Origin of the sequence: Rhizobium sp. R634 (assembly GCF_002211305.1) — a bacterium.
GTDB lineage: Bacteria > Pseudomonadota > Alphaproteobacteria > Rhizobiales > Rhizobiaceae > Rhizobium.
Map to the genome: position 1 here is coordinate 257965 of NZ_LOKW01000028.1, position 25301 is coordinate 283265.

24 protein-coding genes are annotated in these 25301 nt (G+C 61.6%); 14 read left to right on the forward strand and 10 right to left on the reverse strand.

What is annotated here, in order from left to right; all coding sequences use genetic code 11:
- Positions 1-120: 120 nt before the first annotated feature.
- From ATY77_RS30620 to ATY77_RS30640, 5 genes are all read left to right on the forward strand, one after another.
- Entirely contained in the window at positions 121-1380 is a 1260-nt protein-coding gene (locus tag ATY77_RS30620) for an ABC transporter substrate-binding protein (RefSeq protein WP_088690178.1), read from the forward strand.
- A 220-nt stretch (positions 1381-1600) separates the two neighbouring features.
- Positions 1601-2548 (forward strand): sugar ABC transporter permease, encoded by a 948-nt coding sequence (locus tag ATY77_RS30625; RefSeq protein ID WP_088690179.1) that lies wholly within the window; start codon positions 1601-1603, stop codon positions 2546-2548.
- A 9-nt stretch (positions 2549-2557) separates the two neighbouring features.
- On the forward strand, positions 2558-3397 hold the full coding sequence (locus tag ATY77_RS30630; protein WP_088690180.1) for a carbohydrate ABC transporter permease: 840 nt from the start codon (positions 2558-2560) through the stop codon (positions 3395-3397).
- Complete coding sequence (locus tag ATY77_RS30635) at positions 3394-4455, forward strand: Gfo/Idh/MocA family oxidoreductase (RefSeq protein WP_088690181.1); 1062 nt, start codon at positions 3394-3396, stop codon at positions 4453-4455. Before ATY77_RS30630 ends, ATY77_RS30635 begins: the two co-directional genes overlap by 4 nt.
- 10 nt (positions 4456-4465) lie before the next feature.
- Positions 4466-5467, forward strand: a complete 1002-nt coding sequence (locus tag ATY77_RS30640; protein WP_088690182.1) for an ABC transporter ATP-binding protein — start codon at positions 4466-4468, stop codon at positions 5465-5467.
- 211 nt (positions 5468-5678) lie between these two features.
- Here ATY77_RS30640 and ATY77_RS30645 read toward each other — a convergent pair whose 3' ends face one another.
- The 6 genes from ATY77_RS30645 to ATY77_RS30670 form a co-directional block, all read right to left on the reverse strand.
- Positions 5679-6059, reverse strand: coding sequence for a pentapeptide repeat-containing protein (locus ATY77_RS30645; protein ID WP_088690183.1), 381 nt, complete (start codon positions 6057-6059; stop codon positions 5679-5681).
- Positions 6060-6242: 183 nt separating this feature from the next.
- Positions 6243-7304 (reverse strand): ABC transporter ATP-binding protein, encoded by a 1062-nt coding sequence (locus ATY77_RS30650; RefSeq protein ID WP_088690184.1) that lies wholly within the window; start codon positions 7302-7304, stop codon positions 6243-6245.
- A gap of 12 nt (positions 7305-7316) precedes the next feature.
- Complete coding sequence (locus ATY77_RS30655) at positions 7317-8105, reverse strand: ABC transporter permease (protein ID WP_088690185.1); 789 nt, start codon at positions 8103-8105, stop codon at positions 7317-7319.
- The gene (locus ATY77_RS30660; protein WP_088690186.1) at positions 8102-8995 is read right to left on the reverse strand and encodes an ABC transporter permease subunit; all 894 of its coding nucleotides are present in this window, start codon (positions 8993-8995) and stop codon (positions 8102-8104) included. Before ATY77_RS30660 ends, ATY77_RS30655 begins: the two co-directional genes overlap by 4 nt.
- A 72-nt stretch (positions 8996-9067) precedes the next feature.
- Positions 9068-10171 carry an ABC transporter substrate-binding protein gene (locus ATY77_RS30665; RefSeq protein WP_088673197.1) on the reverse strand — a complete coding sequence of 368 codons (1104 nt, stop codon included), beginning with the start codon at positions 10169-10171 and terminating at the stop codon, positions 9068-9070.
- Between the two features lie 189 nt (positions 10172-10360).
- A complete protein-coding gene (locus tag ATY77_RS30670) occupies positions 10361-11233 on the reverse strand; it encodes a MurR/RpiR family transcriptional regulator (RefSeq protein WP_088690187.1) in 873 nt (290 codons plus the stop codon).
- 176 nt (positions 11234-11409) lie between these two features.
- On the opposite strand from ATY77_RS30670, the gene ATY77_RS30675 reads away from it, so the two are divergent.
- The 6 genes from ATY77_RS30675 to ATY77_RS30700 all read left to right on the forward strand — a co-directional run bounded on the left by ATY77_RS30675 (position 11410) and on the right by ATY77_RS30700 (position 19039).
- Positions 11410-12180 (forward strand): N-formylglutamate amidohydrolase, encoded by a 771-nt coding sequence (locus ATY77_RS30675; protein WP_088690188.1) that lies wholly within the window; start codon positions 11410-11412, stop codon positions 12178-12180.
- A 120-nt stretch (positions 12181-12300) separates the two neighbouring features.
- A complete protein-coding gene (locus ATY77_RS30680; RefSeq protein WP_088690189.1) occupies positions 12301-13857 on the forward strand; it encodes an amino acid permease in 1557 nt (518 codons plus the stop codon).
- Between the two features lie 145 nt (positions 13858-14002).
- Positions 14003-15370 carry a glutamine synthetase family protein gene (locus tag ATY77_RS30685; RefSeq protein WP_088690190.1) on the forward strand — a complete coding sequence of 456 codons (1368 nt, stop codon included), beginning with the start codon at positions 14003-14005 and terminating at the stop codon, positions 15368-15370.
- 207 nt (positions 15371-15577) lie between these two features.
- Entirely contained in the window at positions 15578-16963 is a 1386-nt protein-coding gene (locus ATY77_RS30690; RefSeq protein ID WP_088690191.1) for an aldehyde dehydrogenase family protein, read from the forward strand.
- Positions 16960-18114: an iron-containing alcohol dehydrogenase gene (locus ATY77_RS30695; protein WP_088690192.1), complete on the forward strand. Its 1155-nt coding sequence runs from the start codon at positions 16960-16962 to the stop codon at positions 18112-18114. Before ATY77_RS30690 ends, ATY77_RS30695 begins: the two co-directional genes overlap by 4 nt.
- Positions 18115-18340: 226 nt before the next feature.
- A complete protein-coding gene (locus tag ATY77_RS30700) occupies positions 18341-19039 on the forward strand; it encodes a ParA family protein (protein ID WP_088690193.1) in 699 nt (232 codons plus the stop codon).
- Positions 19040-19099: 60 nt separating this feature from the next.
- Here ATY77_RS30700 and ATY77_RS30705 read toward each other — a convergent pair whose 3' ends face one another.
- The 4 genes from ATY77_RS30705 to ATY77_RS30720 form a co-directional block, all read right to left on the reverse strand.
- Positions 19100-19855 carry an ABC transporter ATP-binding protein gene (locus tag ATY77_RS30705; protein WP_088690194.1) on the reverse strand — a complete coding sequence of 252 codons (756 nt, stop codon included), beginning with the start codon at positions 19853-19855 and terminating at the stop codon, positions 19100-19102.
- Between the two features lies 1 nt (position 19856).
- Positions 19857-20696 carry an ABC transporter permease gene (locus ATY77_RS30710; RefSeq protein WP_088690195.1) on the reverse strand — a complete coding sequence of 280 codons (840 nt, stop codon included), beginning with the start codon at positions 20694-20696 and terminating at the stop codon, positions 19857-19859.
- 16 nt (positions 20697-20712) lie between these two features.
- A complete protein-coding gene (locus ATY77_RS30715) occupies positions 20713-21681 on the reverse strand; it encodes an aliphatic sulfonate ABC transporter substrate-binding protein (protein ID WP_088690196.1) in 969 nt (322 codons plus the stop codon).
- Between the two features lie 154 nt (positions 21682-21835).
- A complete protein-coding gene (locus ATY77_RS30720) occupies positions 21836-23236 on the reverse strand; it encodes a L,D-transpeptidase (protein ID WP_088690197.1) in 1401 nt (466 codons plus the stop codon).
- A 363-nt stretch (positions 23237-23599) separates the two neighbouring features.
- On the opposite strand from ATY77_RS30720, the gene ATY77_RS30725 reads away from it, so the two are divergent.
- The 3 genes from ATY77_RS30725 (at position 23600) to ATY77_RS30735 (ending at position 25267) form a co-directional block, all read left to right on the forward strand.
- Positions 23600-24439, forward strand: a complete 840-nt coding sequence (locus ATY77_RS30725) for a DUF4432 family protein (protein WP_088690198.1) — start codon at positions 23600-23602, stop codon at positions 24437-24439.
- A 73-nt stretch (positions 24440-24512) separates the two neighbouring features.
- Complete coding sequence (locus tag ATY77_RS30730; protein WP_088690199.1) at positions 24513-24851, forward strand: TIGR01244 family sulfur transferase; 339 nt, start codon at positions 24513-24515, stop codon at positions 24849-24851.
- Between the two features lie 71 nt (positions 24852-24922).
- Complete coding sequence (locus ATY77_RS30735) at positions 24923-25267, forward strand: RidA family protein (protein ID WP_088690200.1); 345 nt, start codon at positions 24923-24925, stop codon at positions 25265-25267.
- Positions 25268-25301: the final 34 nt, after the last annotated feature.

Here is a 25301-nt window from a genome sequence, read left to right on the forward strand (position 1 = left end):
TTCGGGACCGGCAGCCGCTGGCGGTCCTCCAAGGGGCGTTGGGTGTTTCCTCAAGCACACCAACTGCTTGTTTCAGATCGAAAACGGCGCCTTGCGGCGCTTAAAACACAGGAGAGGGAAATGAAAAACACTGCTCTGAAAAGCCTGCTGCTTGCCTCCAGCCTGCTGACATCGGCCGGTCTCGTCCATGCCGCCGACGTCACGCTGACGGTCGAAAGCTGGCGTAACGACGACCTGCAGATCTGGCAGGAAAAGATCATTCCGGCCTTCGAAGCGAAGAACCCGGGCATCAAGATCGTCTTCTCGCCGACTGCGCCGACGGAATACAACGCTTCGCTCAACGCCAAGCTCGATGCCGGTTCCGCAGGCGACATCATCACCTGCCGTCCGTTCGACGCCTCGCTCGAACTCTTCAACAAGAAGCAACTCGTCGACCTCACCAGCCTGCCCGGCATGGAGAACTTCTCGCCGGTCGCCAAGGCCGCCTGGACCACGGACGACGGCAAGTCGACCTTCTGCGTGCCGATGGCTTCGGTCATCCATGGTTTCATTTACAACAAGGATGCCTTCGACAAGCTCGGCATCTCCGTGCCGAAAACCCAGGACGAGTTCTACGCAGCGCTCGACAAAATCAAGGCTGACGGCACCTACATCCCGCTCGCCATGGGCACGAAGGACCTCTGGGAAGCTGCGACTATGGGCTACCAGAACATCGGCCCGAACTACTGGAAGGGCGAAGAAGGCCGCGAAGCGCTTATCGCCGGCAAGCAGAAGCTGACGGACGCCGAGTGGGTCAAGCCCTATGAAGAGCTTGCCAAGTGGAAGCCCTATCTCGGCGATGGTTTCGAAGCCCAGACCTATTCGGACAGCCAGAACCTCTTCACGCTCGGCCGCGCCGCGATCTATCCGGCCGGCTCCTGGGAGATTGCGCTCTTCAACACGCAGGCGCAGTTCAAGATGGGCGCCTTCCCGCCGCCGGTTCCGAAGGCCGGCGACACGGGCTATATCTCCGACCATCCCGATATCGGCGTCGCCTTGAACGCGAAGAGCACCCATGCCGAGGAAGCCAAGAAGTTCCTCAGCTGGGTCGCTTCGCCCGAATTCGCCGATATCTACGCCAATGCGCTGCCGGGCTTCTTCAGCCTGAACTCCAACCCGGTGAAGATGTCCGATCCGCTCGCTCAGGAATTCGTTTCCTGGCGCGGCCCGTACAAGTCGACCGTGCGCTCGACCTATCAGATCCTGTCGCGCGGCACGCCGAATCTCGAAAACGAGACCTGGGTCGAATCGGCCAACGTGATCAACGGCACGGATACGCCGCAGGTTGCTGCCGAAAAGCTGCAGAAGGGCCTCGACAGCTGGTACAAGCCGGCGAAGTGATGAATGCGGAGGGGCGGTGTTTGCTGCCCCTCATCCGGCCTGCCGGCCACCTTCTCCCCGCTTGCGGGGAGAAGGAGACTCGCAAGCGACCTCCCGGCCCGACATTGCATTCCAGCAGGGCGTTGCCTCTCTTCCCAGGCGGCAGAGAGTTCGGGTGAGGCGCAACGTTTTCCACCTGTGCCTGCAAGTTTGCGGCCAGTGACCAGAACAGGCAAAAGCCATGAGCCCAACCGACAACGCGGCCGATATCGTCCCGATCAAGCGCCCAGTGCGCTGGCACATCTTCGTTTTCATGCTGCCCGCGGTGATCGTCTACTCCGCCGTCATGGTGCTGCCGCTCATCGAAACACTCCGGCTTTCGCTCTACAATACGGTCGACGGCCAGCCGGCCTTCGTGGGCCTGGCGAATTTCAAGGTGCTGTTCGGCGATCCGCGCTGGGCGCATGATTTCTGGAATGCGCTGGTCAACAACCTGATCTTCTTCGCCATCCATATGTGCGTGCAGAACCCGATCGGCGTGGCGCTTGCTGCCCTGCTTTCGGTGCCGAAGCTGCGCGGGGTGGCCTTCTACCGCACGGCGATATTCCTGCCGACGCTGCTTTCCTTCGTCATCGTCGGCTTCATCTGGAAGCTGATCCTGTCGCCGATCTGGGGTGTGGCGCCCTGGATGCTCGATCTCATCGGGCTCAAATTCCTGTTCGCGCCCTGGCTCGGCAAGCCCGGCTCGGCGCTGGTCGCCGTGTCGCTGATCTCCAACTGGCAATATATCGGCATTCCGATGATGCTGATCTATGCCGCGCTTTTGAGCATCCCCGAAGAAGTGATCGAGGCGGCGGAATGCGACGGCATCACGGGCTGGGCGCAATTCTGGAAGATCAAACTGCCGCTGATCCTGCCGGCGATCGGCATCATATCGATCCTCACCTTCGTCGGCAATTTCAATGCCTTCGATCTGATCTACACCGTGCAGGGGGCGCTCGCCGGGCCCGACATGTCGACCGACATTCTCGGAACGCTGCTCTACCGCACCTTCTTCGGTTTCCAGCTGCAGCTCGGCGACCGCTCGATGGGCGCGACAATCGCCACCGTGATGTTCCTCATCATCCTCGCCGGCGTCTCGCTTTATCTCTTCGTCATCCAGCGGCGCATGCGTCGCTACCAGTTCTGAGGAGCGCGCATGTCCAAGGCACGCACATCTCCCATCCGCACCGGCCTCGTGCATCTGGCGCTCAGCGCCTACACGCTGGTCGCGCTGTTTCCGGTTTTCCTGACGGTGGTCAACTCGTTCAAGGATCGCGCCGCGATCTTCCGCGAGCCGCTGATGGTCCCGACGCCGTCGACCTTCAGCCTTGTCGGCTACCAGACGGTGCTGGGGCAGGGCGATTTCGCCACCTATTTCCAGAACAGCTTCATCGTGACGATCGTCTCGATCCTGCTGGTGCTGCTGTTCGGCGCCATGGCGGCCTTCGCGCTGTCGGAATACCGCTTCCGCGGCAATATGCTGCTCGGGCTCTACATGGCGATCGGCATCATGATCCCGATCCGCCTTGGGACGGTGGCGATCCTGCAGGGCATGGTGGCGGCCGGCCTCGTCAATACGCTGACGGCGCTGATCCTCGTCTACACCGCGCAGGGCATACCGCTGGCGATCTTCATTCTCTCGGAATTCATGCGCACGGTTTCGGACGATCTCAAGAATGCCGGGCGTATCGACGGGTTGTCGGAATATGCGATCTTCTTCCGCTTGGTGCTGCCGCTGGTACGCCCGGCCATGGCGACGGTCGCGGTCTTCACCATGATCCCGATCTGGAACGATCTCTGGTTCCCGCTGATCCTGGCGCCTGCCGAGGCCACCAAGACCGTGACGCTGGGCTCGCAGATCTTCATCGGCCAGTTCGTCACCAATTGGAATGCGGTGCTGGCGGCGCTGTCGCTGGCGATCCTGCCGATCCTCGTCCTCTACGTCATCTTCTCGCGGCAGCTTATTCGCGGCATCACCTCGGGAGCCGTCAAGTGAGCCAGGAAAAACCGATCCGCGTTCTCGTTGCCGGTCTCGGCAATATGGGCCGCAGCCATGCGCTTGCCTATCACAACAATCCCGGTTTCGAGATCGTCGGTCTCGTTAACCGCTCGACGCCGAAGCTGGAGCCCGAGCTGCAAGCCTATACGGTTCATCCCGATTTCACGACGGCGCTCGCCGAGCTGAAGCCTGACCTCTGCTCGATCAACACCTATTCAGACAGCCATGCCGATTATGCCGTCGCCGCCTTCGAGGCCGGCTGCCATGTCTTCGTGGAGAAACCGCTGGCGACCACCGTCGCCGACGCCGAGCGGGTCGTGGCGGCGGCGAAGAAGGCGGGGCGCAAGCTGGTGATCGGCTATATCCTTCGCCATCATCCGTCCTGGACGAAGCTGATCGAGGAAGCCCGCAAGCTTGGTCCGCCTTACGTCTTCCGCATGAATCTCAACCAGCAGTCCAGCGGCCCGACCTGGGCGACCCACAAGTCGCTGATGCAGACGACCTCGCCGATCGTCGATTGCGGCGTGCATTATATCGACGTCATGTGCCAGATCACCGATGCGAGAGCCGTCGAGGTGCGCGGCATGGGGCTGCGCCTCTCCGATGAGATCGCCGCCGGCATGTACAATTACGGTCACCTGCAGGTGCTCTTCGAGGACGGTTCGGTCGGCTGGTACGAGGCCGGCTGGGGGCCGATGATTTCGGAGACCGCCTTCTTCGTGAAGGACGTGATGTCGCCCAAGGGCGCGGTGTCGATCGTCATGGATCCGAACGCCAAGTCCGACGATATCGACACCCACACCAAGACATCGGTGATCCGTCTGCACACGGCCGAAACTGGCCCGGACGGCAAGTTCATCCGGCCCGACCAGGATATGCGGATGACGGGCGAGCCCGGTCATCAGGCGCTCTGCGACCTGGAACAGGCCTTCATGCTGAGGGCGATCCGCGAGGATCTGAACCTCGACCGCCATATGGCGGATGCCGTGGCGTCGCTGCGCATCTGCCTTGCCGCCGACGAGAGCGTGCGCACCGGCCAGCCGGTCAGATTGTAAGGAAAAGATAGTGGGATCGCTTCAACTCAAATCCATCCGCAAGACCTATGGCACGCATGAGGTGCTGAAAGGCATCGACCTTGAGGTCGAGGACGGCGAATTCGTCATCTTCGTCGGCCCGTCGGGCTGCGGGAAATCGACGCTTCTGCGCAGCATCGCCGGCCTCGAGGACGTCACCTCGGGCGCCGTCGTCATCAACGGCCGAGATGAGACGCTGACGCCGCCGGCCAAGCGCGGCATCGCCATGGTGTTCCAGTCCTATGCGCTCTATCCGCATCTGACGGTGAAGGACAATATGGGCCTCGGCCTGAAGCAGGCGGGCACGCCCAAGGACGAGATCGACAGCCGTGTCGGCAAGGCCTCCGGCATGCTGTCGCTCGCGCCGTATCTGGCACGGCGTCCGGCCGAACTCTCAGGCGGTCAGCGCCAGCGTGTCGCAATCGGCCGCGCCATCGTGCGCGAACCGGAACTCTTCCTGTTCGACGAGCCGCTGTCGAACCTCGATGCGGCGCTGCGCGTCCAGACGCGTCTCGAAATCGCCCGGCTGCACCGCAGCCTGAAGGCGACGATGATCTATGTCACCCACGACCAGGTCGAGGCGATGACGCTTGCCGACAAGATCGTCGTGCTGAATGCCGGCGCGATCGAGCAGATCGGCTCGCCGATGGAACTCTACAATCGTCCGGCGAACGTTTTCGTCGCCGGCTTCATCGGCTCGCCGCAGATGAATTTCATCGCCGGCGAGAAAGTCGGCGACCACAGCGCCAAGACGATCGGCGTGCGTCCCGAACACATGACGCTGTCGCGCGAGCAGGGGAGCTGGGCGGCGAAGGTCGTGCATGTCGAGCATCTCGGCGCCGACACGATCATCTATCTCGAATCCGACCAGTGCGGGCTGCTGACGGCGCGCCTCTTCGGCGAGCACCAATACGAGCCCGACGAGATCGTCTATGCGACCCCGGACCAGGCGCGCGTGCATCGCTTCGATGCGGACGACCGGGCGATCCGTTGAGCGGATGATGCAATGAAAGAAAGCCCGTCCTTAATCGTGCCGAATCCATTTGCGGCACGGGCAATCAGGGCGTTTTTCTTCTCGTGAAGCATTCTGCACATTCATCTGCTGCAGAAATCCGATTTTGGCGACACTGCGAAATTCAATCGCAAAAGTGTCGCTTTGATCGGGATTTGCGCGGCATTACGCATGATTTGGGAAAAAATGGCCTTCAGATTTTCGCCTGCTCATAGGCCATAAATAGATCGGTTACGAGAACGCCATTGATCCGCATCCCCGTTAAATCGGCATCTTGAATGTCTGAATCTGCCAACGTAACGCCGCTTATGCTCAATCGCGATAGGTTTGCATTCGTGATGGCGGCACCAGACAGATTGACGTTGTTAAAGCGCGCATCTGCAAGGCTTATATCGTCAAAAACCGCTTCGCTTAAATTGGTGTCGGTGAACCTTGCTTTGGTCAAAACAGCGTAAAATCGAGCGTCCGCGAGGTTTACGCCATCGAAATGAGCGCCTGACATATCGGCCCGCTCGTAATGCATTCCCTGCATCTGAGGGCCATCAAATGGGTTTTGTTTCTGGTGATCGCTCATTGTCGTTTCCTCCGGTCAATCATGATTGCAACCCAAAGAATGCCAGACTGCATGATCATATACGACCCGTCGAATCTGAAATAGAAACGAGCTCACGCCATTCTGGCCATGCCGTTGGTCGGGCGAGCAGAAATGAAAAGGCGCCGCGTCGGCAGCGCCTTTCGAGCAAATCCCGTTCCCAGATCAGTCGCGGATGATGAGCAGGTCGGCCGCCATGAAGCGCAGCGTCACGGTTTCGCCGGCCTGCGGCGGGGTGACGCCGGGGCTGTTGAACATGTCGAAGGAGATGACGTTGCCGCCGACATTCATGCGGGTGCGGATGACCGAGCCGAGGAAGTGGGCCGAGACGACCTGGCCGGTCAGCGCCGTATCGCTTTTGGCGGTGTCGGAGAGCGAGCCCGCTTCCGGGCGCAGCGCCAGCGAGATGGTTTCGCCGGCCTTGTGGGCTGCGACCGACTGCTTCAGCGTGATCTGCTGATCGCCGATCTGGATGAGGTTGGCGTCGGGATCGACGACCTGAGCTTCGATCAGGTTCAGCGTGCCGACGAAGGAGGCGACGAAGCGCGTCGCCGGCTTGTTGTAGATCTCGAAGGGCGAGCCGATCTGGTCGGCCTTGCCGGCATTCATCACCACGATGCGATCAGAGATCGACAAGGCTTCTTCCTGATCGTGGGTGACGAAAACGGTGGTGATGCCGAGCTGCTGCTGGATCTGGCGGATTTCCTCGCGCAGCGACACGCGGATCTTGGCGTCGAGGGCCGACAGCGGCTCGTCGAGCAGCAGCACCTGCGGCTTGACGGCGAGCGCGCGGGCAAGTGCGACACGCTGCTGCTGGCCGCCCGACAGCTGGTAGGGATAGCGGTCGGCCAGGTGATCGAGTTTGATCAGGCCGAGCATTTCCTTGACGCGAGCGTCGATCTCGGGCTTCGGCGCGCCGGCGACCTTGAGGCCGAAGGCGACGTTGTCGTGCACGGACATGTTGGGGAACAGGGCATAGGCCTGAAAGACCATGCCGATATTGCGCTGGTTCGGCTTCAGCGCGCTCTGGTCCTTGCCGTTGATGGTCAGCGTGCCGCCGGTCGGCGTTTCGAAGCCTGCGATCATGCGCAGAACCGTCGTCTTGCCGCAGCCCGACGGCCCGAGGAAGGAGATGAATTCGCCCTTCTCGATGTTCATGTTGAAATTCTTGACGACCTGAACCGGGCCGAAGGATTTCTGGATGTTGTTCAGTGTGAGAAAAGACATGAGCCGGTTACCTTAAGCCTTTGCCGGGCGGGCTTTGCCGAAGCGGGAAACGAGATTGAGCAGGCCCATGCTGAGCCAGGTGATCGAGAAGGCGATGACGGCGAGCGCCGAAGGCTCATAGGCCTTGTTGGCGCCGACGAGCTGCAGGTAGGGGCCGAAGGCCGGGCGGTTGAGCAGGGCGGCGAAGGTGAACTCGCCCATGACGATCGCGAGCGTGATGAAGGCGCCGGAGAGCACGCCGCTCATCACATTCGGGAAGATGCAGCGGAACATGATGGTCGTCCAGCGGGCGCCGAGGCTTTCGGCCGCCTCCGTCAGCGTGCGCACGTCGATGGCGCGCATGGCGGTATCGACGGCGCGGTACATATAGGGCAGCGACAGCGTGATATAGGAGAAGACCAGCAGGGCGTTGGTGCCGGTCGTCGAACCCGTCAAGGGCAGGTAGGACGACGAGTTGTACATTCTGAGGTAGCCGAAGACGATGACGATCGCCGGAATGACCAGCGGCAGCAGCGTGATGAATTCGACGACCGGGCGCATCTGCGGCAGGCGCAGCCGCACCCAATAGGCCGTCGGCACGACGAGCAGCATGCCGAAGACGATGGTCAGAAGCGCCATCATCATGGAGTAGCCGAAGGTTTCGCGGAACTGGGCGTCCGAGAAGACCGACTGATAGGCGTCGAGGCTGTATTCGCCGCGGCGCATGCGCAGCGAAAACTCGATCGTGCCGATCAGCGGAATGATGAAATAGGATGCGCCGAGAATGATGGCGATCCAGGCTCCAAGGCGTTGTGTTTTCATTTCTGCCACCGCTCGGCGCGCATGCGCAGCATGAGGTAAAGGACGTTGGAGACGCCTGTGATGACGATCATGCCGAGGGCGATGGCGTAACCAAGATTGGCATTGTGCAGCACATCGCCGCGGATCTGCGCGTAGAGCAGGATCGGCACGATGTTCAGCGAGCTGCCGGTCAGCGCGAAGGCGGTGGCGATGGCGCCGAAGGCATTGGCGAAGAGCAGGAGCGTGGTGCCGAGCAGGCTCGGCCAGAGGATCGGCAGGGCGACCATCGTCCAATATTGGCGGTTGGTGGCGCCGAGAATCTCAGAGGCCTCGCGCCATTCCTTCTTCATACCGTCGAGTGCCGGCGTCAGGATCAGCACCATCAGCGGGATCTGGAAATACATATAGGTGATGGTGAGACCGAAGAAGGACAGAAGGTTGAAGCCGGTGCCGTAGAGATTGAAGCCGAACCATTCCCGCAGGAAGACCGTCACGAGGCCGGTGCGGCCGAGCGTCGCCAGGAAGGCGAAGGCGAGCGGCACGCCGGCGAAATTCGAGGCGACGCCGGAGAAGGTCAAAAGCGTCGAGCGTACCGAGGCGGGCAGGCCGCCGAGCACGACGGCCCAGGCGAGGAAAAAGCCGATCAGCGCGCCGCCGAGAGCGGATGCCACCGAGACCTTGATGCTGATCCAGTAGGCGCTCATGATCGATGGCGTAAAGAGATCGCCGATATTCTTCAGTGTGAAATCGCCTTCGGGCGTCAGGAATGCGCCCGCCACGAGATAGAGCGTGGGGATGATCAGGAACAGCAGAGAAAAAATGATGAAGGGCGCAATGCCCAGCCAATCGATCACGCGGTCTTTGCTGATCAAGGGGGTGCTGCTCACCATCGGCGTTGAAACGGTACTCATGAAAAGCTCATCCTGGGCATCGGAGTGAGAAAACCTCCCCGCCCTTGGGGGGCGGGGAGGCCGGATCATAGTTTACTTAACGTTGGCGCCGACGACGCTATCCCAGTTCTTGGTGATGGCTTCCTTGCCGGCGGCCTGCTCTTCGAGCGTCGGGAAGACAGCCTTTTCATAGGCTGCTGCCGGCGGCAGCTTGTCGAGCAGTTCCTTCGGGATCTTGTTGTTCTTGGCAAGATCGTTGAAGCGGATCGGGTGGCAATAGCCCTTCAGCCAGCCGAGCTGACCTTCGTCGGAATAGAGATATTCCATCCAGAGCTTGGCAGCGTTCGGGTGCGGAGCGAAGGCCGAAATCGCCTGGACGTAAACGCCGGCGACGACGCCCGTCTTCGGAACGACGACCTCGAACGGAGGATTGCCCTTCAGGCTTTCGCCCCAGGACATGGCGTTGTAGTCCCAGGCGACGATGATCGGCGTGGAGCCCTGTGCGAAGGGAGCGGCCTTGCCGACGACGGGCACGAAGTTGCCGTTCTTGTTCAGCTCGGCGAAGAACTTCAGGCCTTCTTCTCCTGCCTTGGCGGCGTCACCGCCCGCTGCGGAAAGACCGGCGGCATAAACGCCCTGGACAGCCTGGTTGGCGGTGCGCGGGTCACCTGCCAGCGCGACGCTGTTTGCATAGTCGCTCTTCTTCAGGTCGGCCCAGTCGGCCGGCGATTCCTTGACGAGATCCTTGTTCACGAGGAACGAGAGAACGCCGTAATAGTCGCCGTACCAGTAGCCTTCCGCATCCTTTGCCGTATCCGGGATCGAATCCCAGGTGGAAACCTTGTAAGGCTGGATCAGACCGTCCTTCTTGGCGGACGGGCCGAAGGAGAGGCCGACGTCGATGACATCGGGGGCCTGCGGACCGGTGTTGCCTTTGTTGGCCTTGATGGCTTCGATTTCGTCGCCCGAACCGGCATCCGGGTTCAGCTCATTGACTTCGAGGCCATACTTGGCCTTGAAGCCGGCAATGACCTCGCCGTAGCCGCACCAGTCGTGCGGGAGAGCGATGGTGGTCAGCGTGCCTTCCTTCTTGGCGGCGGCGATCAGTTCAGCGCTCGGTTCTGCGGCGGCAATCGCGGTCGTAGCCACGATCATCGCAGTAGAAAGCGACAGCAGTCGAGAAATGTTAGAGATCACTGTTGTTCTCCTTCGGGTTTTCAGTGTCTGGCGATGCTGTTAATCAGCTTACATGAAGCTTGTGTGACGGCTGCGTGACGGTGATTTTGCATGAATAGCAGGCGCTTGTGACAGATGTTCCATTTGCGACAGCGCGGTTTGTTTCCGCAAAGATCCGCCGTTGTTTTTCTCCCTCTTGGTCTTGTCCTCCTAACCCGGCTTGCGGAAGAGTTTGGTCTGCTCGAACAGACCCTCCAGTGTCTTCATGCGTTCCTTCGTCTCGTCCCAAGTCGAATTCTGGACGGCTTCGATCAGCGCCTCGACGATGAACAGGGTGACGACGGAGGAATCCCAGGCCGAGGGCGCCTCGATCCGCACCCGGAAGGTATGTCGGGCAAGCTTGGCGGCGGGTGAACCCCATTGGTCGGTGAAGACGACGATTTCGGCGCCGCGCTTGCGGGCGGCGGTGGCGAGGCTCACCATTTCCTGCTCATAGCGGCGAATGTCGAAGATGATCAGGATATCGCCGGCATTCATGTTGAGCGCATATTGCGGCCAACTGCTGGAATTCGACGACAGCAGGGTCGTTGCCGGCCGGATGACCTGCATGTGGGTGAAGAAATACTCGGCCAGCGCGCCGGTGATGCGGCCGCCGACGAAATAGAGGCCGCGCTTGCGATCCGACAGCAGCGAGGCGACGCTGTCGAAGGTCGCGGTGTCGAGATCGGTCAGCGTCTGGCGCAGATTGCCCATGATCGCATCGGCGAAGCGGTTGAGAATATGGGTGCCCGGCGCGTTCTGGGCCCAGCGGTCGTGTTTGGCGATCGGGTTGGAGATCGTCGCCTCCACCTCCAGATGCAGACGCGCCTGAAAGTCGGGATAGCCCTTGAAGCCGAGTTTCTGCACCATGCGCACGACGGTCGGCGTCGAGACGCCGGCATTCTCCGCGATCGTGGTGATGCTGCCGAGGCCGGAAACCGGATAATTGTCGAGAAGGCTTTCTGCCAACTGCTTCTCGGCACGCGTCAACACGCCGAGATGCGAATGTATGACGTCCGAAACCGTCTTCGACGCGGTGGTCACTGATCTTGCTCCCCGGGGGTGGTCTGGCGCCACTCCTCCGACCAAATTTAACAACGCTGTCACAATCCATGTCAACCACTGTCATGAAAAGAAATTTTCAGCGGATGCTTGACAGTCGCCAAAAGCTGAAGAATTCTTTTCTGTAAAGCTTTCATTAAGGGATAGGAGTGGCGCCGTTGGTGCTGGCCCGGCCGAAAATCCTCAGCGAAGCGGACGGCGATTGCGTCGGGATCGAACGCGTCGGCGGACGGAGCGAGGTGCTGCTCGTCTGCGAGCATGCGTCGAAAACGCTCCCCACCCGTTTCGGTGATCTCGGCCTGCCCGCGGAGGCACTGTCGAGCCACATCGCCTGGGATCCCGGGGCTTTGGCGGTTGCGCGCGGCATATCGCAGGCGCTCGACGCGACGCTCGTCTACCAGCGGTTTTCCCGGCTCATCTATGACTGCAACAGGCCGCCCAGTTCGCCCGGCGCCATGCCCGAGACCAGCGAAATCTACGCCATTCCCGGCAACAAGGATCTGACCGACGAAGAGCGCCTTGCACGCACGGACGCACTCTACGTGCCCTTCCACGACGCCATTCGCGGGCAGATCCGCGATCGCAGGGCGAGGGGGCAGGACAGTATCATCGTGACGATGCACAGCTTCACGCCGGTTTATCACGGCCGCGAACGCGCCGTCGAACTCGGCATATTGCACGACGAGGACAGCCGGCTCGCCGACCGCATGCTGGACGCCGCGGCCGAAGCGCCGCTTTACAGGACTGAACGCAACCAGCCTTACGGGCCTGCGGACGGCGTGACCCACACGCTGATCCTGCACGGGCTTTCGAACGGCTTGCGCAATGTGATGATCGAGGTCCGCAACGACCTCATCGCAGACGATGGCGGCCAAGGGGTCATGGCCGACTATCTGACAGGACTTCTCCAGCAAAGCCTGGAGGCCTGACAAAAGAAAAGAAGACCCAAGGGAGCAGTTTATCTGCGGACGTCCGCATGGCGCAAATGCCGCGGGCAATTGGCACTGAATGGCCGCAATCCCGCGGCCGATCGTGAACAGGGGGAAGTCATGTCGGACTATACCGATTTAGACAAGAAGCAGGATGTGCACATCCTGCATTCGATGGGCTATGCCCAGGAACTCGAACGGCGAATGAGTTCATTCTCGAACTTCGCCGTATCGTTCTCCATCATCTGCATCCTTTCCGGCGGCATCAATTCGCTGGCGCAGGCGACTTCGGGCGCCGGCGGCGCGGCAATCGGCATCGGCTGGCCGCTCGGCTGCTTCATCTCGCTCGTCTTCGCCGTCGCCATGGCGCAGATCAGCTCGGCCTATCCGACGGCGGGCGGCCTCTATCACTGGGGCTCGATCCTCGGCAACCGCTTCACCGGCTGGCTGACCGCCTGGTTCAACCTGCTCGGTCTCGTCACCGTGCTCGGCGCCATCAACGTCGGCACCTATTATTTCTTCATGGGCTCCTTCGGCACGACCTATCTCGGGCTGACGGATTCGACGACGGTGCGCATCATCTTCCTGGTGATCATCACCGGCGCGCAGGCGCTGGTGAACCATATGGGCATCGGATTGACCGCGAAGCTGACCGATTTTTCGGGTTATCTGATCTTCGCGACCTCGATCGCGCTGGCGGTCGTCTGCCTCATCGCAGCGCCCTCCTATGAATTCGGCCGTCTCTTCACCTTCGCCAACTATTCCGGCGAAGTCGGCGGCAATGTCTGGCCGTCCACCTCGGGCGCCTGGGTCTTCCTGCTTGGCCTGCTGCTGCCGATCTACACCATCACCGGCTATGACGCCTCGGCGCATACCTCGGAAGAGACGGTCAAGGCCGCCCATTCGGTGCCGCGCGGCATGGTTGCCTCGGTCCTCTGGTCGGCGCTGTTCGGCTATATCATGCTGTGCGCCTTCGTGCTCATGCTGCCGAACATGGACGACGCGGCCAAGCAGGGCTGGAACGTGTTCTTCTGGGCGATGGACAGCCAGGTCAACCCCATCGTCAAGGACCTCCTCTATCTCGCGATCTTCGTCAGCCAGTGGCTGTGCGGCCTTGCGACCGTCACCTCGGTTTCGCGCATGATCTTTGCCTTCTCGCGTGACGGCGGCCTGCCGGCATCGAAGGCGCTGTCGAAGGTCAGCCCGCAGTACCGCACGCCGGTCGCTGCGATCTGGACCGGTTCGATCCTGTCGGTGCTGTTCGTATGGGGCTCTTCGCTCGTTACGATCGGCGACACGCCGGTTTATACGATCGTCGTCTCGTGCACGGTCATCTTCCTGTTCTTCTCCTTCGCGATCCCGATCACGCTCGGCCTCTTTGCCTGGGGTACGTCGAAGTGGGACAAGATGGGTCCGTGGAATCTCGGCGAGGGCGTCTTCAAGCTCTTTGCCGTGCTGACGATCATCGCGATGGTGCTGATCTTCATTCTCGGCATTCAGCCGCCGAACGAATGGGCGCTCTACATCACCGTCGGCTTCCTCGTGGTCACCGGGATCGTCTGGTTCGGCTTCGAAAGCCGCCGCTTCAAGGGGCCGCCGATCGGCGCCGAGGTGGCAAAACGCCAAGCCGAAATCGCGGCGGCCGAAGCGGCCGTCGGCGAAAGCGGCGAACGCTAAGCATCGAAGCTTCCCTCTCAATGGCTGGGCCGCCTCCGCGGCCCAGCCACCGGATCAACGAAATGGCATCGGGCCGCAGCGTCCGGCCGAGCGAATGCGATTTCGTTGCCCCGATTTCTCAATCCCAGTTTCAGGCGGATCAATCATGAGCAGCAGCTACACAATCGACGATCTCAGGAAGGATGTTGCCGAAGGGCGCATCGATACGGTTCTCGCCTGCCAGGTGGACATGCAGGGAAGGCTGATGGGCAAGCGTTTCCAGGCGGAATATTTCGTCGAAAGCGCCTGGAAGGAGACGCATAGCTGCAACTATCTGATCGCCACCGACATGGAGATGGAGACCGTCTCCGGCTACAAGGCGACGAGCTGGGAAAAGGGCTACGGCGACTATACGATGAAGCCGGATCTTTCGACCTTGCGGCGCACCCCCTGGCTGGAGGGCACGGCACTGGTGCTCTGCGACGTGCTCGACCATCACACACACGAAGAGGTCGCCCATTCGCCGCGGGCGATCCTGAAGAAGCAGGTGAAGCGCCTCGAAGACATGGGTATGAAGGCCTATATGGCTTCCGAGCTCGAATTCTTCCTGTTCGACCAGAGTTACGAGGCCGCCCATAGCTCGGGCTACCGCAACCTGAAGCTCGCCAGCGCCTATAACGAGGACTACCACATCTTCCAGACCACCAAGGAGGAAGAGGTGATGCGGGCGATCCGCACCGGCCTGCAGGGTGCCGGCATTCCGGTCGAAAACTCCAAGGGCGAGGCTTCCGCCGGCCAGGAGGAGATCAATGTGCGTTATGCCGACGCGCTCGCCATGGCCGACCGGCACGCGATCATCAAGAACGGCTGCAAGGAGATCGCCTGGTCGAAGGGCAAGGCCATCACCTTCCTTGCCAAGTGGAACTACAATGCCGCCGGCAGCTCCTCGCATATCCACCAGTCGCTCTGGAGCCTGGAGGAAAAGCCGCTGTTCTTCGACCATACCGGCAAATACGGCATGTCGCCGCTGATGCATAATTATGTTGCCGGGCTTCTCGCCCATGCGAGCGAGATCACTTATTTCCTGGCACCCTACATCAATTCCTACAAGCGCTTCATGGCCGGCACCTTTGCGCCGACCAAGGCGATCTGGAGCAAGGACAACCGCACCGCAGGCTATCGGCTCTGCGGCGAGGAGACCAAGGGGATCCGCATCGAATGCCGCGTCGGCGGCTCCGATCTCAACCCCTATCTCGCCTTCGCCGCGCTGCTTGCCGCCGGCATCGACGGGATCGAAAACAAGCTGGAACTCGAGGCCCCGTTCGTCGGCGACGCCTATGGCGGCAAGGATATCCGCGAAATTCCGCGCACGCTGCGCGCAGCCACGACGGCGATGACGGAATCGGCAATGCTGCGCAAAGCCTTCGGCGACGATGTGATCGACCACTATACCCGTGCTGCCGAATGGGAGCAGGAAGAATACGACCGCCGCATCACCGATTGGGAAGTGGCGCGCGGGTTCGAAAGAGCTTAATAGCATTTTGCGAGTTGCTTGCCCCTCACCCTAACCCTCTCCCCGTAAAAACGGGGAGAGGGGACCTGCCCTGTGAGACGTTGGCGAGGGCCGGAGAGGTTGCGGCTATCCCCCTTCGCCCCGTTTACGGGGAGAAGGTGCCGGCAGGCGGATGAGGGGCTACGGCTCCGACGGAATTTTTGATCAATACGAGGACGGAAATCGATCATGGCAATGATCCAATGCATTTCACCGGTCGACGGATCGGTTTACGCGGAGCGCCCGGCGCTTTCGCTCGACGCTGCCAAGGATGTGGTGGCGCGCGCCCGCAAGGCGCAGAAGGCCTGGGCGAAACGGCCGCTTGAAGAGCGCGTGCAACTAGTGCTGAAGGGTGTCGCGCGGCTGAACGAAATGTCCGACACCGTCGTGCCGGAGCTTGCCTGGCAGATGGGCCGGCCGGTGAAGTATGGCGGCGAATATAAGGGCTTCAACGAGCGCTCCAACTATGTCGCCTCGATCGCGGCTGATGCGCTGGCGCCTCTCGTCGTCGAGGAGAGCGACCGTTTCGAGCGCCGCATCGAGCGCGAGGCGCATGGCGTCGTCTTCGTCGTCGCTCCCTGGAACTATCCCTACATGACGGCGATCAACACGATCGCGCCGGCGCTGATGGCCGGCAATACCGTAGTGCTGAAACATGCCTCGCAGACGTTGCTGGTCGGCGAGCGGCTGGTGCAGGCTTTCGTCGAGGCTGGCGTTCCGGAGGATGTGTTCCAGAACGTTTTCCTCGACCATCAGACGACCTCGGCGCTGATTGCCGCCGGCAGCTTCAATTTCGTCAACTTCACCGGATCGGTGGAAGGCGGGCGGTCGATGGAGCGGGCGGCCGCCGGCACCTTTACCGGCCTCGGCCTCGAACTCGGCGGCAAGGATCCGGGCTACATCATGGAAGACGCCGATCTCGATGCGGCCGTCGATACGCTGATGGACGGCGCCACCTATAATTCCGGCCAGTGCTGCTGCGGCATCGAGCGCATCTATGTGCACGAATCCCTCTACGACGCCTTCGTCGAGAAATCGGTCGCCTGGGTTTCGAACTACAAGCTCGGCAATCCGCTCGATCCCGAGACGTCGTTGGGGCCGATGGCCAACAAGCGGTTCGCCAAGGTGGTGCGCGAGCAGATCGCGGACGCGGTTTCGAAGGGCGCCAAGGCGCTGGTCGATCCGAAACTCTTCCCGCAGGACGACGGCGGCGCCTATCTGGCACCACAGGTCCTCGTCGATGTCGACCATTCCATGGCCTTCATGCGCGAGGAGACCTTCGGTCCGGCGGTCGGCATCATGAAGGTAAAGAGCGACGAGGAGGCGCTCGGCCTGATGAACGACAGCCAATACGGGCTGACCGCCTCGCTCTGGACGAGGGATGCCGAACGGGCAGCGCGGCTCGGCCGCGAGATCGAAACCGGCACCGTTTTCATGAACCGCGCGGACTATCTCGATCCGGCGCTCTGCTGGACCGGCGTCAAGGAGACCGGCCGCGGCGGCTCGCTGTCGATCATCGGCTTCCAGAATCTGACGCGCCCGAAATCCTTCCACCTGAAGAAAGTCACAGCATGAGCAGCAGCAACATCACCGCAAACTGGAGCTATCCGACATCGGTCAAGCTCGGCCGGGGCCGCATCAAGGAACTGGCCGACGCCTGCGAGAGCCTCGGCATGAAGAAGCCGCTGCTCATCACCGACCGCGGCCTCGCCTCGATGGCGATCACCAAGAACGCGCTCGATATTCTCGAAGATGCCGGCCTTGGCCGGGCGATCTTCGCCGAAGTCGATCCGAACCCGAACGAGAAAAACCTCGAAGCCGGCATCAAGGCCTTCAAGGATGGCGGCCATGACGGCGTCGTCGCCTTCGGCGGCGGCTCGGGCCTCGATCTCGGCAAGTGCGTCGCCTTCATGGTCGGCCAGACGCGGCCGGTCTGGGATTTCGAGGATGTCGGCGACTGGTGGACGCGCGCCAGCGTCGAGGGCATTGCGCCGATCGTCGCCGTGCCGACGACGGCGGGCACCGGATCGGAAGTCGGCCGCGCCAGCGTCATCACCAATTCCGAAACGCATGTGAAGAAGATCATCTTCCATCCGAAGTTCCTGCCTGGAGTCGTCATCTCCGATCCCGAGCTGACGGTCGGCATGCCGAAGATCATTACGGCCGGCACCGGCATGGATGCCTTCGCCCATTGCCTGGAAGCCTATTCCTCGCCCTTCTATCATCCGATGTCGGCGGGCATTGCGCTGGAAGGCATGCGGCTCGTCAAGGAATTCCTGCCGCGCGCCTACAGGGAAGGAACCGACCTCGAAGCCCGCGCCAACATGATGTCGGCCGCCGCCATGGGCGCGGTCGCCTTCCAGAAGGGGCTCGGCGCCATCCATGCGCTGTCGCACCCGATCGGCGCGGTCTACAACACCCATCACGGCATGACCAATGCGGTTGTCATGCCGGCGGTGCTGCGCTTCAATCGCGCCGCGATCGAGGAGAAGATCGGCCGTGCGGCCGCCTATCTCAGCATTTCGGGCGGCTTCGACGGCTTCTACGATTATGTGCTGAAGCTTCGTTCCGACCTCGGCGTGCCGGAAACGCTGACGGCGATGGGAATCGCCCCCGACCGCATCGACGAATTGTCGGCCATGGCGATCGAGGACCCGAGCGCCGGTGGCAACCCGGTTGCGATGACGCTCGAAAACACCAAGGCGTTGTTCAGGGATTGCTTCTGAGAATTGACGGCGGATCTCATACTGGCCCGGAAAGCTCGGCTTTCCGGGCTTTTTTGTTCCGGTGGCATCCTGAGTTTTAGGGATGTGAAAAATACCGGCTGCAATTTCGCCGGGCGCGTTCGGAATTTGTTAACCATGATTGTAAAGGATGGCTTAACCGCACGATGCTCCGACAGTGCGCAAAAGAGCGATGCCGGCTCGCGCCATTTCCCTCCGAGGACCTGATATGCCAGTCATTACTTTCGCAAACACCAAGGGCGGCGCCGGCAAGACGACCGCTGTTCTCCTGCTCGCGACAGAGCTTGCCCGCAAGGGTTTCCGCGTCACCATTCTCGACGCCGATCCGCAGCACTGGATTTCACGCTGGCATGAGATCTCGGGCCATGTGCCCAATGTGTCGGTGATCGATTTCGTGACCACCGCCTCGCTGCCGCAGCATATCAGCGAGAACAAGCACAATACCGACTATTTCATCGTCGACCTGCCGGGCGCGCGCAATCCGCTGCTCGCCACCGCCGTCGGCCTTTCCGACCACGTGCTGATCCCGATCCAGGGCTGTGCGATGGATGCGCGCGGCGGCGCACAGGTGCTCGAACTGCTGCAATATCTGGACGAGAAGGCAGGCATCAAGATCGGCCATTCGGTGGTGCTGACCCGCGTCAATTCGATGGTGACGACGAGAGCGCTGCAGCTCGTCAAGTCGCTGCTCAGCGAGCGTCACGTGCCGGTGCTGGATACGGCGATCATCGAGCGCTCGGCCTTCCGCGACATCTTCGACTGTGGCGGCACGCTGCACACGATCGACCCCGCGCGCGTCAGCAATCTCGACAAGGCGCGTGAGAACGCCACCTGTTTCGCCGAGGAAATGATGCGCAAGCTGCCGGTCCGGCTGCCGGCCTCGGCCCGCATGGCGACGGCGGCCTGACTGATCACGCAGCCTTCAGAGAAAAATGCGTCCGGTTCGCCCCGCGACGCATTTTGCTTTTCAGCGGCTTGCCGTGCGGCCGCCCTCATGGAGAGAATGAGCCAGAAGGCCTGAGAGGCGCCTTTTGACCTCGGCCAATTCGTCCGACATGCGATTGCGCTGCCGCGGCAGCCCGACATCGACCACTTCCAGAATGCGTCCCGGCCAGGGGCGCATCACGACCACGCGATCCGCCAGGAAGGCGGCCTCTTCGATATCGTGCGTGACCAGCAGCATCGTCGTGGCATTCACGCGCCATAGATCGATCAGATGATCCTGAAGCTCGACGCGCGTCATCGCGTCGAGCGCCGAGAAGGGCTCGTCCAGCAAGAGCACGGCCGGTTTCGTCACGAGCGCGCGTGCCAGGGCCACGCGTTGAGCCTGCCCGCCGGACAGCTCTTTGATCCAGCGCTTCTCGTAGCCGCGAAGGCCGATCTTTTCCAGGGCCGCCGAGACCTGCTCCTCGCGGTCGCTGCTTGGCAGATGACGCAGCCCGAAACCGATATTGTCCGCGACCGTCAGCCAAGGAAAGAGCCGAGGCTCCTGGAAGACGATATTCACGAGTGGGTCCGGCTCCGTCAGCCGCCGGCCCTTTAGGTTGATCTCGCCTTGTGTCGGTGCTTCCAAGCCGGACAACAGCCTGAGAAGCGTGCTCTTGCCGCAGCCCGATCCGCCGATGACCGCAACCAGCTCTCCCTTTCCAATGTTCAGGGAAAAATCCTGCAGCGCATGCGTTCTATTGGGATAAATCTTCGATAGAGCGCGGATATCGAGCATGTCAGGTCGCGCTCCCATGGCTGTCGCGCCAGCGCAGAAACGGCGCGGCCGCAATCAGAAGCAGGCTGTCGGTCGCCTTGCCGACAAGGGCGAAGATCAAGATGGCGGCGAGGATCTGGTCCGGTTTCCCGAGCTGCTGACCATCCACAAGCAGATATCCGAGCCCCTCCGACGCGCCCATGAATTCCGCTGCGACGACGAACATCCAGCCGAGGCCGAGGCCTGCGCGCAAGGCCAGGATAAAATCCGGAAGGACGGCCGGCAGCAGGATCAGGCGAATGAGTTCGAGCCCTGAAAGCCGAAAGACGCGGCCGACTTCGACGATGCGCCTGTCAACGCCGACGACGGCGCCATAGACGCCGAGATAAACAGGGAAGAAGACGCCGACACCGATCAAGGCGACCTTGGAGGCCTCGAAGATGCCGAACCACAGGATGAACAGCGGCACCCAGGCAATCGACGGAATGGCTCTCAAGGCCTGCAGCGTCGGATCGAGCAGGCGCGCGAGCAGCCCGGAGTAGCCGGTCAGCGCTCCGAGCACCGTCCCCGCCAGAGACCCGAAGGCAAAACCGATCACGACCCGGCGCAGTGTCGCCCCGACATGCGTTGCCAGATCGCCGGAGGCCGCCAGCGCATAGACCGTATAAAGAATTTTCGAAGGTGGAGGCATCAGGCGGCCGCCGACCATTCCCGTGCGGACGAGGATCTCCCAGGCGACGAAGAACGCGACGGGAAACAGGATTCCGACGATCGGATGATCGAAAGGCGAAACCCGGCGCTGCCGGGTTTCCTTTCCCATTTCGGTATTGCGCCATGACAGCGCGATGTCGACCAACGACATGGGAATTCCTATCGCTTCACTGGCCGAGCGCGGCGGAGGCGTAGCTGGGATCGATCAGGCCGGATACGGCCTTGGCGATGTCGACATCCGGCTTGATGACATCGGCCTTCTGCAAGGCGAGACCGGCGGCTTCGATCGTCTGGCGCTGCGCATCGCCGATGACGGAATAGCCGAGGTTGGTGCGCTCCAACTGGCGATCGATCACGGTATCGGGCAGCTTGGTGGCGGCAACGAGGGCGGCTTTGAGCTTGGCAGGATCCTTCAAAGCTTCAGCGCGGGCCTTCTCGTAGGAGGCCAGCACGCGTTTGACGATGTCGGGATGCGCGACGGCAAACTCCTCACGGACGTTGAGAACGCCCCAGCTGTTGTTTTCCGGCTTGCGATAGAAGAGCACGTCGCCATCTTCGATCTCGGCGGAGGCCATGATCGGATCGAGGCCGGCCCAAGCGTCGACATCGCCCCGCTTCAGCGCCAGGCGACCGTCCGCGTGCTGCAGCAGAACAAGCGAGACATCCTTTTCCGTGAGGCCGGCATCGGCAAGAGCGCGGACCAGGAAGATGTGCGGGTCGGTGCCGCGCGTCACCGCGATGGACTTGCCCTTGAGGTCAGCGACATTGGCAATGCCGGTATCCTTGCGTGTGACCAGCGCGGTCCATTCCGGCCGCGAATAGACATAGATGGATTTGATCGGATTGCCGTTAATGCGGCCGATCAGGGCGGCCGCACCTGCCGTCGAGCCAAAGTCGAGGGAACCGGCATTCAGGAACTCGAGCGCCTTGTTGGAGCCAGCCGATTGGACCCAGGTTATCTTGATCCCGTCCTTCTCGAATTCCTTTTCCAGGATGCCTTCATCCTTCAGGATGAGGCTGACCGGGTTGTAGGTCGCCCAGTCCACCCGAATTTCCGAGATGTCGGCAGCGCGTGCGGCACTTACCGCGAGCAAACTCGCCAATGCGCCCAAAGCCAATCGAAAAAGCGATTTCATACGACCTCCAAAATGGTTAGGAAGTGAAATCTACAGATTTAATAGCTTTTGGCGCGCTTTCAGGTTCCAAACTTTGCGACGGGAGAGCAAATTTGAACTGCCGCCGCGGCCCGCGCTAGATTGTTGTGTCAAAAAGGCGAGCCGGGGTCGCCCGTCAGTCCACAAATTCCACCGTCACGCCCGGCTTGACCATCTTGGCGAGCTCGGTCGCATCCCAGTTGGTCAGGCGGATACAGCCATGGCTCTGGGTGCGGCCGATCTTGGAGGGCTCGGGCGTGCCGTGAATGCCGTAGGTCGGCCTGGAAAGCGCCATCCAGACGGTGCCGACCGGGCCGTTCGGGCCGGGCGGGATGTTGAGGATCTTGTCGTTGGCGCCCTGCTGGAAATTGATCTTCGGATTATAGGTATAGCCGGGATTGAATGCGACGCGCTCGACCGTCACGGTGCCCGAGGGGGAGGGCGTGTCGGTGGAACCGATCGATGCCGGATAGGCGGCGAGCAGATTGCCGGCGCCGTCATAGGCGAAGACCTGCTTGCGGCCCTTGTCGGCGATGATGCGGGCAACTTCGCCAGTCTTCGCTTCGCCGGGATTGACGACCTTGATCACCGTGCCGGGAACGCTGAAATCGGCGCCGGGGTTCATCTCCTTGAGGAAGGCCTCGTCCATGTGGAAGCGCTCGGCGAGCATTTCCGTGGTCGAGGTAAAGGCGAGCGACGGCAGCAGCGCCTTATGCGAATAGTCTTCCGGGATCTCCGCGACGAAGGGACCGGCGGCATCGGCCGGGGTGATCGTGTAGCTGACGACGGGCAGGCCGCCGGTCATGCGCAGTTCTTCGAGAATGGCGTCGGTATTGTTTGGATCGAGCTTGGAGCCGGTCATCTGGTCATAGGCATAGATCGCCTTGGTGACGTTCGATCCCATATGGCCGTCGATGACGCCGGGGGAGATGCCGGCGCGATCGAGGAAGACCTGCAGCGCGACGATCTCCGGCTTCGATTTGTCCTTGAGCGTGATGACGGGCTCTTCGGGCGCGGTTCTCGGCGCATCGGCGGGCGGGATCTGCTGGTCGGGATCGATTGAGGCATAGTCGTCGCCCGACTGCGGATTGCCGATGCTGTTGTCGTCGGGATAGGGCTGCTCGCCGAGCGGCTGGCGTTCGATCGCCGCATCGCGCGGGATGCCGCCGGTGACTGCGCCGCGCTCGGAATAGCGCGTATCGCCGTATTGGTTGTCATCGGCATAATAGGGATCGTTGCCGTACTGGTCGGCATAGCCGTCGCGCGGGCCGGGGCGCGGCGGATAATAGCCGCGGGCGCGCATCTCGGTGGCGACGATATTGCCGTAGCCGTCGATCAGCACGCGGTTGCCGCTGCGGTCGCGGGCATAGGCAAAGCCCTGCGGAACGTAATCGAGGATCTCGCCGTTCGGCGTGACCAGCACGACATCGCCCTGGCGCCGGTCGCGGAACTGCTGCGCGCCTGTCTCGGGCGCTGCGGCAGCAAGGGCCGCCAACACGGCCGCAACGGAAAATGCCGACTTCAAAAAGCGATTCACGTCTCACACCTCGAACAGTGACTGGGCAGACACACACCCGCGAATTTTGACGCTAGTGTGGAATTTATGAAACCGTGCTGAACAAAATATGAAAATCACTAAGATTTCCTTTTACTCATAAACGTTTGCCTCTCCGCCTCAGTTCCGCAAAATCCATGGTTGCGGCAAAAGCGCAAGAGACGGAAAGCGTCCAATTGACGAGAGACGGCGCAAAATCTAACGCTGACGCATCGTGCTTTCCGAAAGTTAGAATCGATTTTCGGAAAGCACGATGCGTTGATTCAAAGCGTTAGAGCGTCCTTTTGTGCGTCCGAAAGGACGCACGGCGCTCTAAGGGCCGATAAATCCTTGAGGAGACCCGAGATGATCGAATTTGCCGCCGCACGCGGGCCGCGCCTGATGCTGGATGAAACATCGGTGCTGGATATCGGCGGATGCATCGTCGAAGGCGTCGATATCGCGCCGAAGCGCGCCATTCCCGACGATGGCGATCCGCGAATCGATCACTCGCTCGAAGGCTTCCTCTTCACCTGCGGGCCGGACCATATTCGCCACCGCCAACCGATCGCCGGCCGGGCCGACGGCAAGGTCTATCCGCTGCACGGATCGGCCTCCGGCCATGCCGCGAAGGTGCTGTGGACGAAGTTCGAGAACGGCAATGCCGAATGCCGCGCCGATATCGACATCACCACCGTCGAGGGGCTGCCGCAGCGCATCGAGCGGCTCTGGCGGATCGACGGGGCAACCGGCGAGGTGCGGCTCGACGACCGCATCGTCAATACCAGCGACCAGACGGTCCCGACCTTCCTGATGTATCACATCAACACCGGCGGCAAGTGGCTGGACGACGGTACGCGGCTCGAAGGGCATATGCTGGAGAATGGCGGCTTTCCGTGGACCTTCGGCGAGGAACCGGGCGGCATCTTCTGCGTGCCGGCGCCAGCGGCGCAGCAGGGGTTCGCGGAAGTCCGGCTCGGCCCGATCGCCGCGATCGGCGGCAGGACGCTCCGCGTGCGCTTCCGCGCCGATACGTTGCCCTACCTGCAGGTCTGGCGAAACCAGAAGGCGCCGGCCCATATCATCGGCCTCGAGCCCGTCTCGCACCGTTGGGTCCTGCGCCACGAGATCGAGGCTGCCGGCGAGTTCAACATGCTGGCGCCCGGGGAAAGCCGCAGCTATGCGCTGAGCTTTGCCTTCCTGTAAGCGAAGTGTTTGTTGACGCTCGACGGCCTCCCGTCGTAGACCTTCAGCCCACGATTTATCAGGAGACAAGACGATGGATATTCGCCAGATCGACGATGAATATTCGGTTTCGGGTCAGATCACGCTCGAAGATCTCGACGAGATCAAGGCGATGGGCTTCAAATCGATCGTCTGCCACCGCCCCGACCACGAAAGCCCTGACCAGACGTCGTTTTCGGTGATCGAGGCGCGCGCGCGGGAACTCGGTCTCGAGATCTCCCACGTGCCGGTCGGGCCGATGGGCGTGACCGAGGAAGCGGTGCAGGGCATGGTCGATGCGCTCGACGAATTCCCGCGGCCGATGCTCGGCTATTGCCGCTCGGGCGCCCGCTCGACGGCGATCTATCAGAAGACGCACCATATCCGCAGCTAAAGCGCCATCGGTGCTGATTTTCCGGCGCTGCACCGCAGCGCCGTCCCTTTCCATTCACTCAGGAGACTATGATGAGCATTAAGCGTATCGACGTCGGCGCGCGCATGAGCGGCGCTGTCATTCACGGCAACACGGTTTATCTCGCAGGCCAGGTCGGCGAAGGCGAAAGCGTCACCGATCAGTGCAAGTCCGCGCTGGCCGAGGTCGACCGCCTGCTGACCGCCGCCGGCAGCAACAAGTCGAAGATCCTGCAGACCCTCGTCTATCTCTCCGACATCGCTTATTTCGGCGAGATGAACGCAGCCTGGGAGGCCTGGATCGATCCGGCCAATCCGCCGGCCCGCGCCACGAGCGAGGCCAAGCTCGCTGCGCCGAAGTACAAGGTCGAGTTCATCGTCACGGCCGCGCTCGACTAAAAGTCGTGCCGTTTGATCGGCTGAAGCCGGTGGG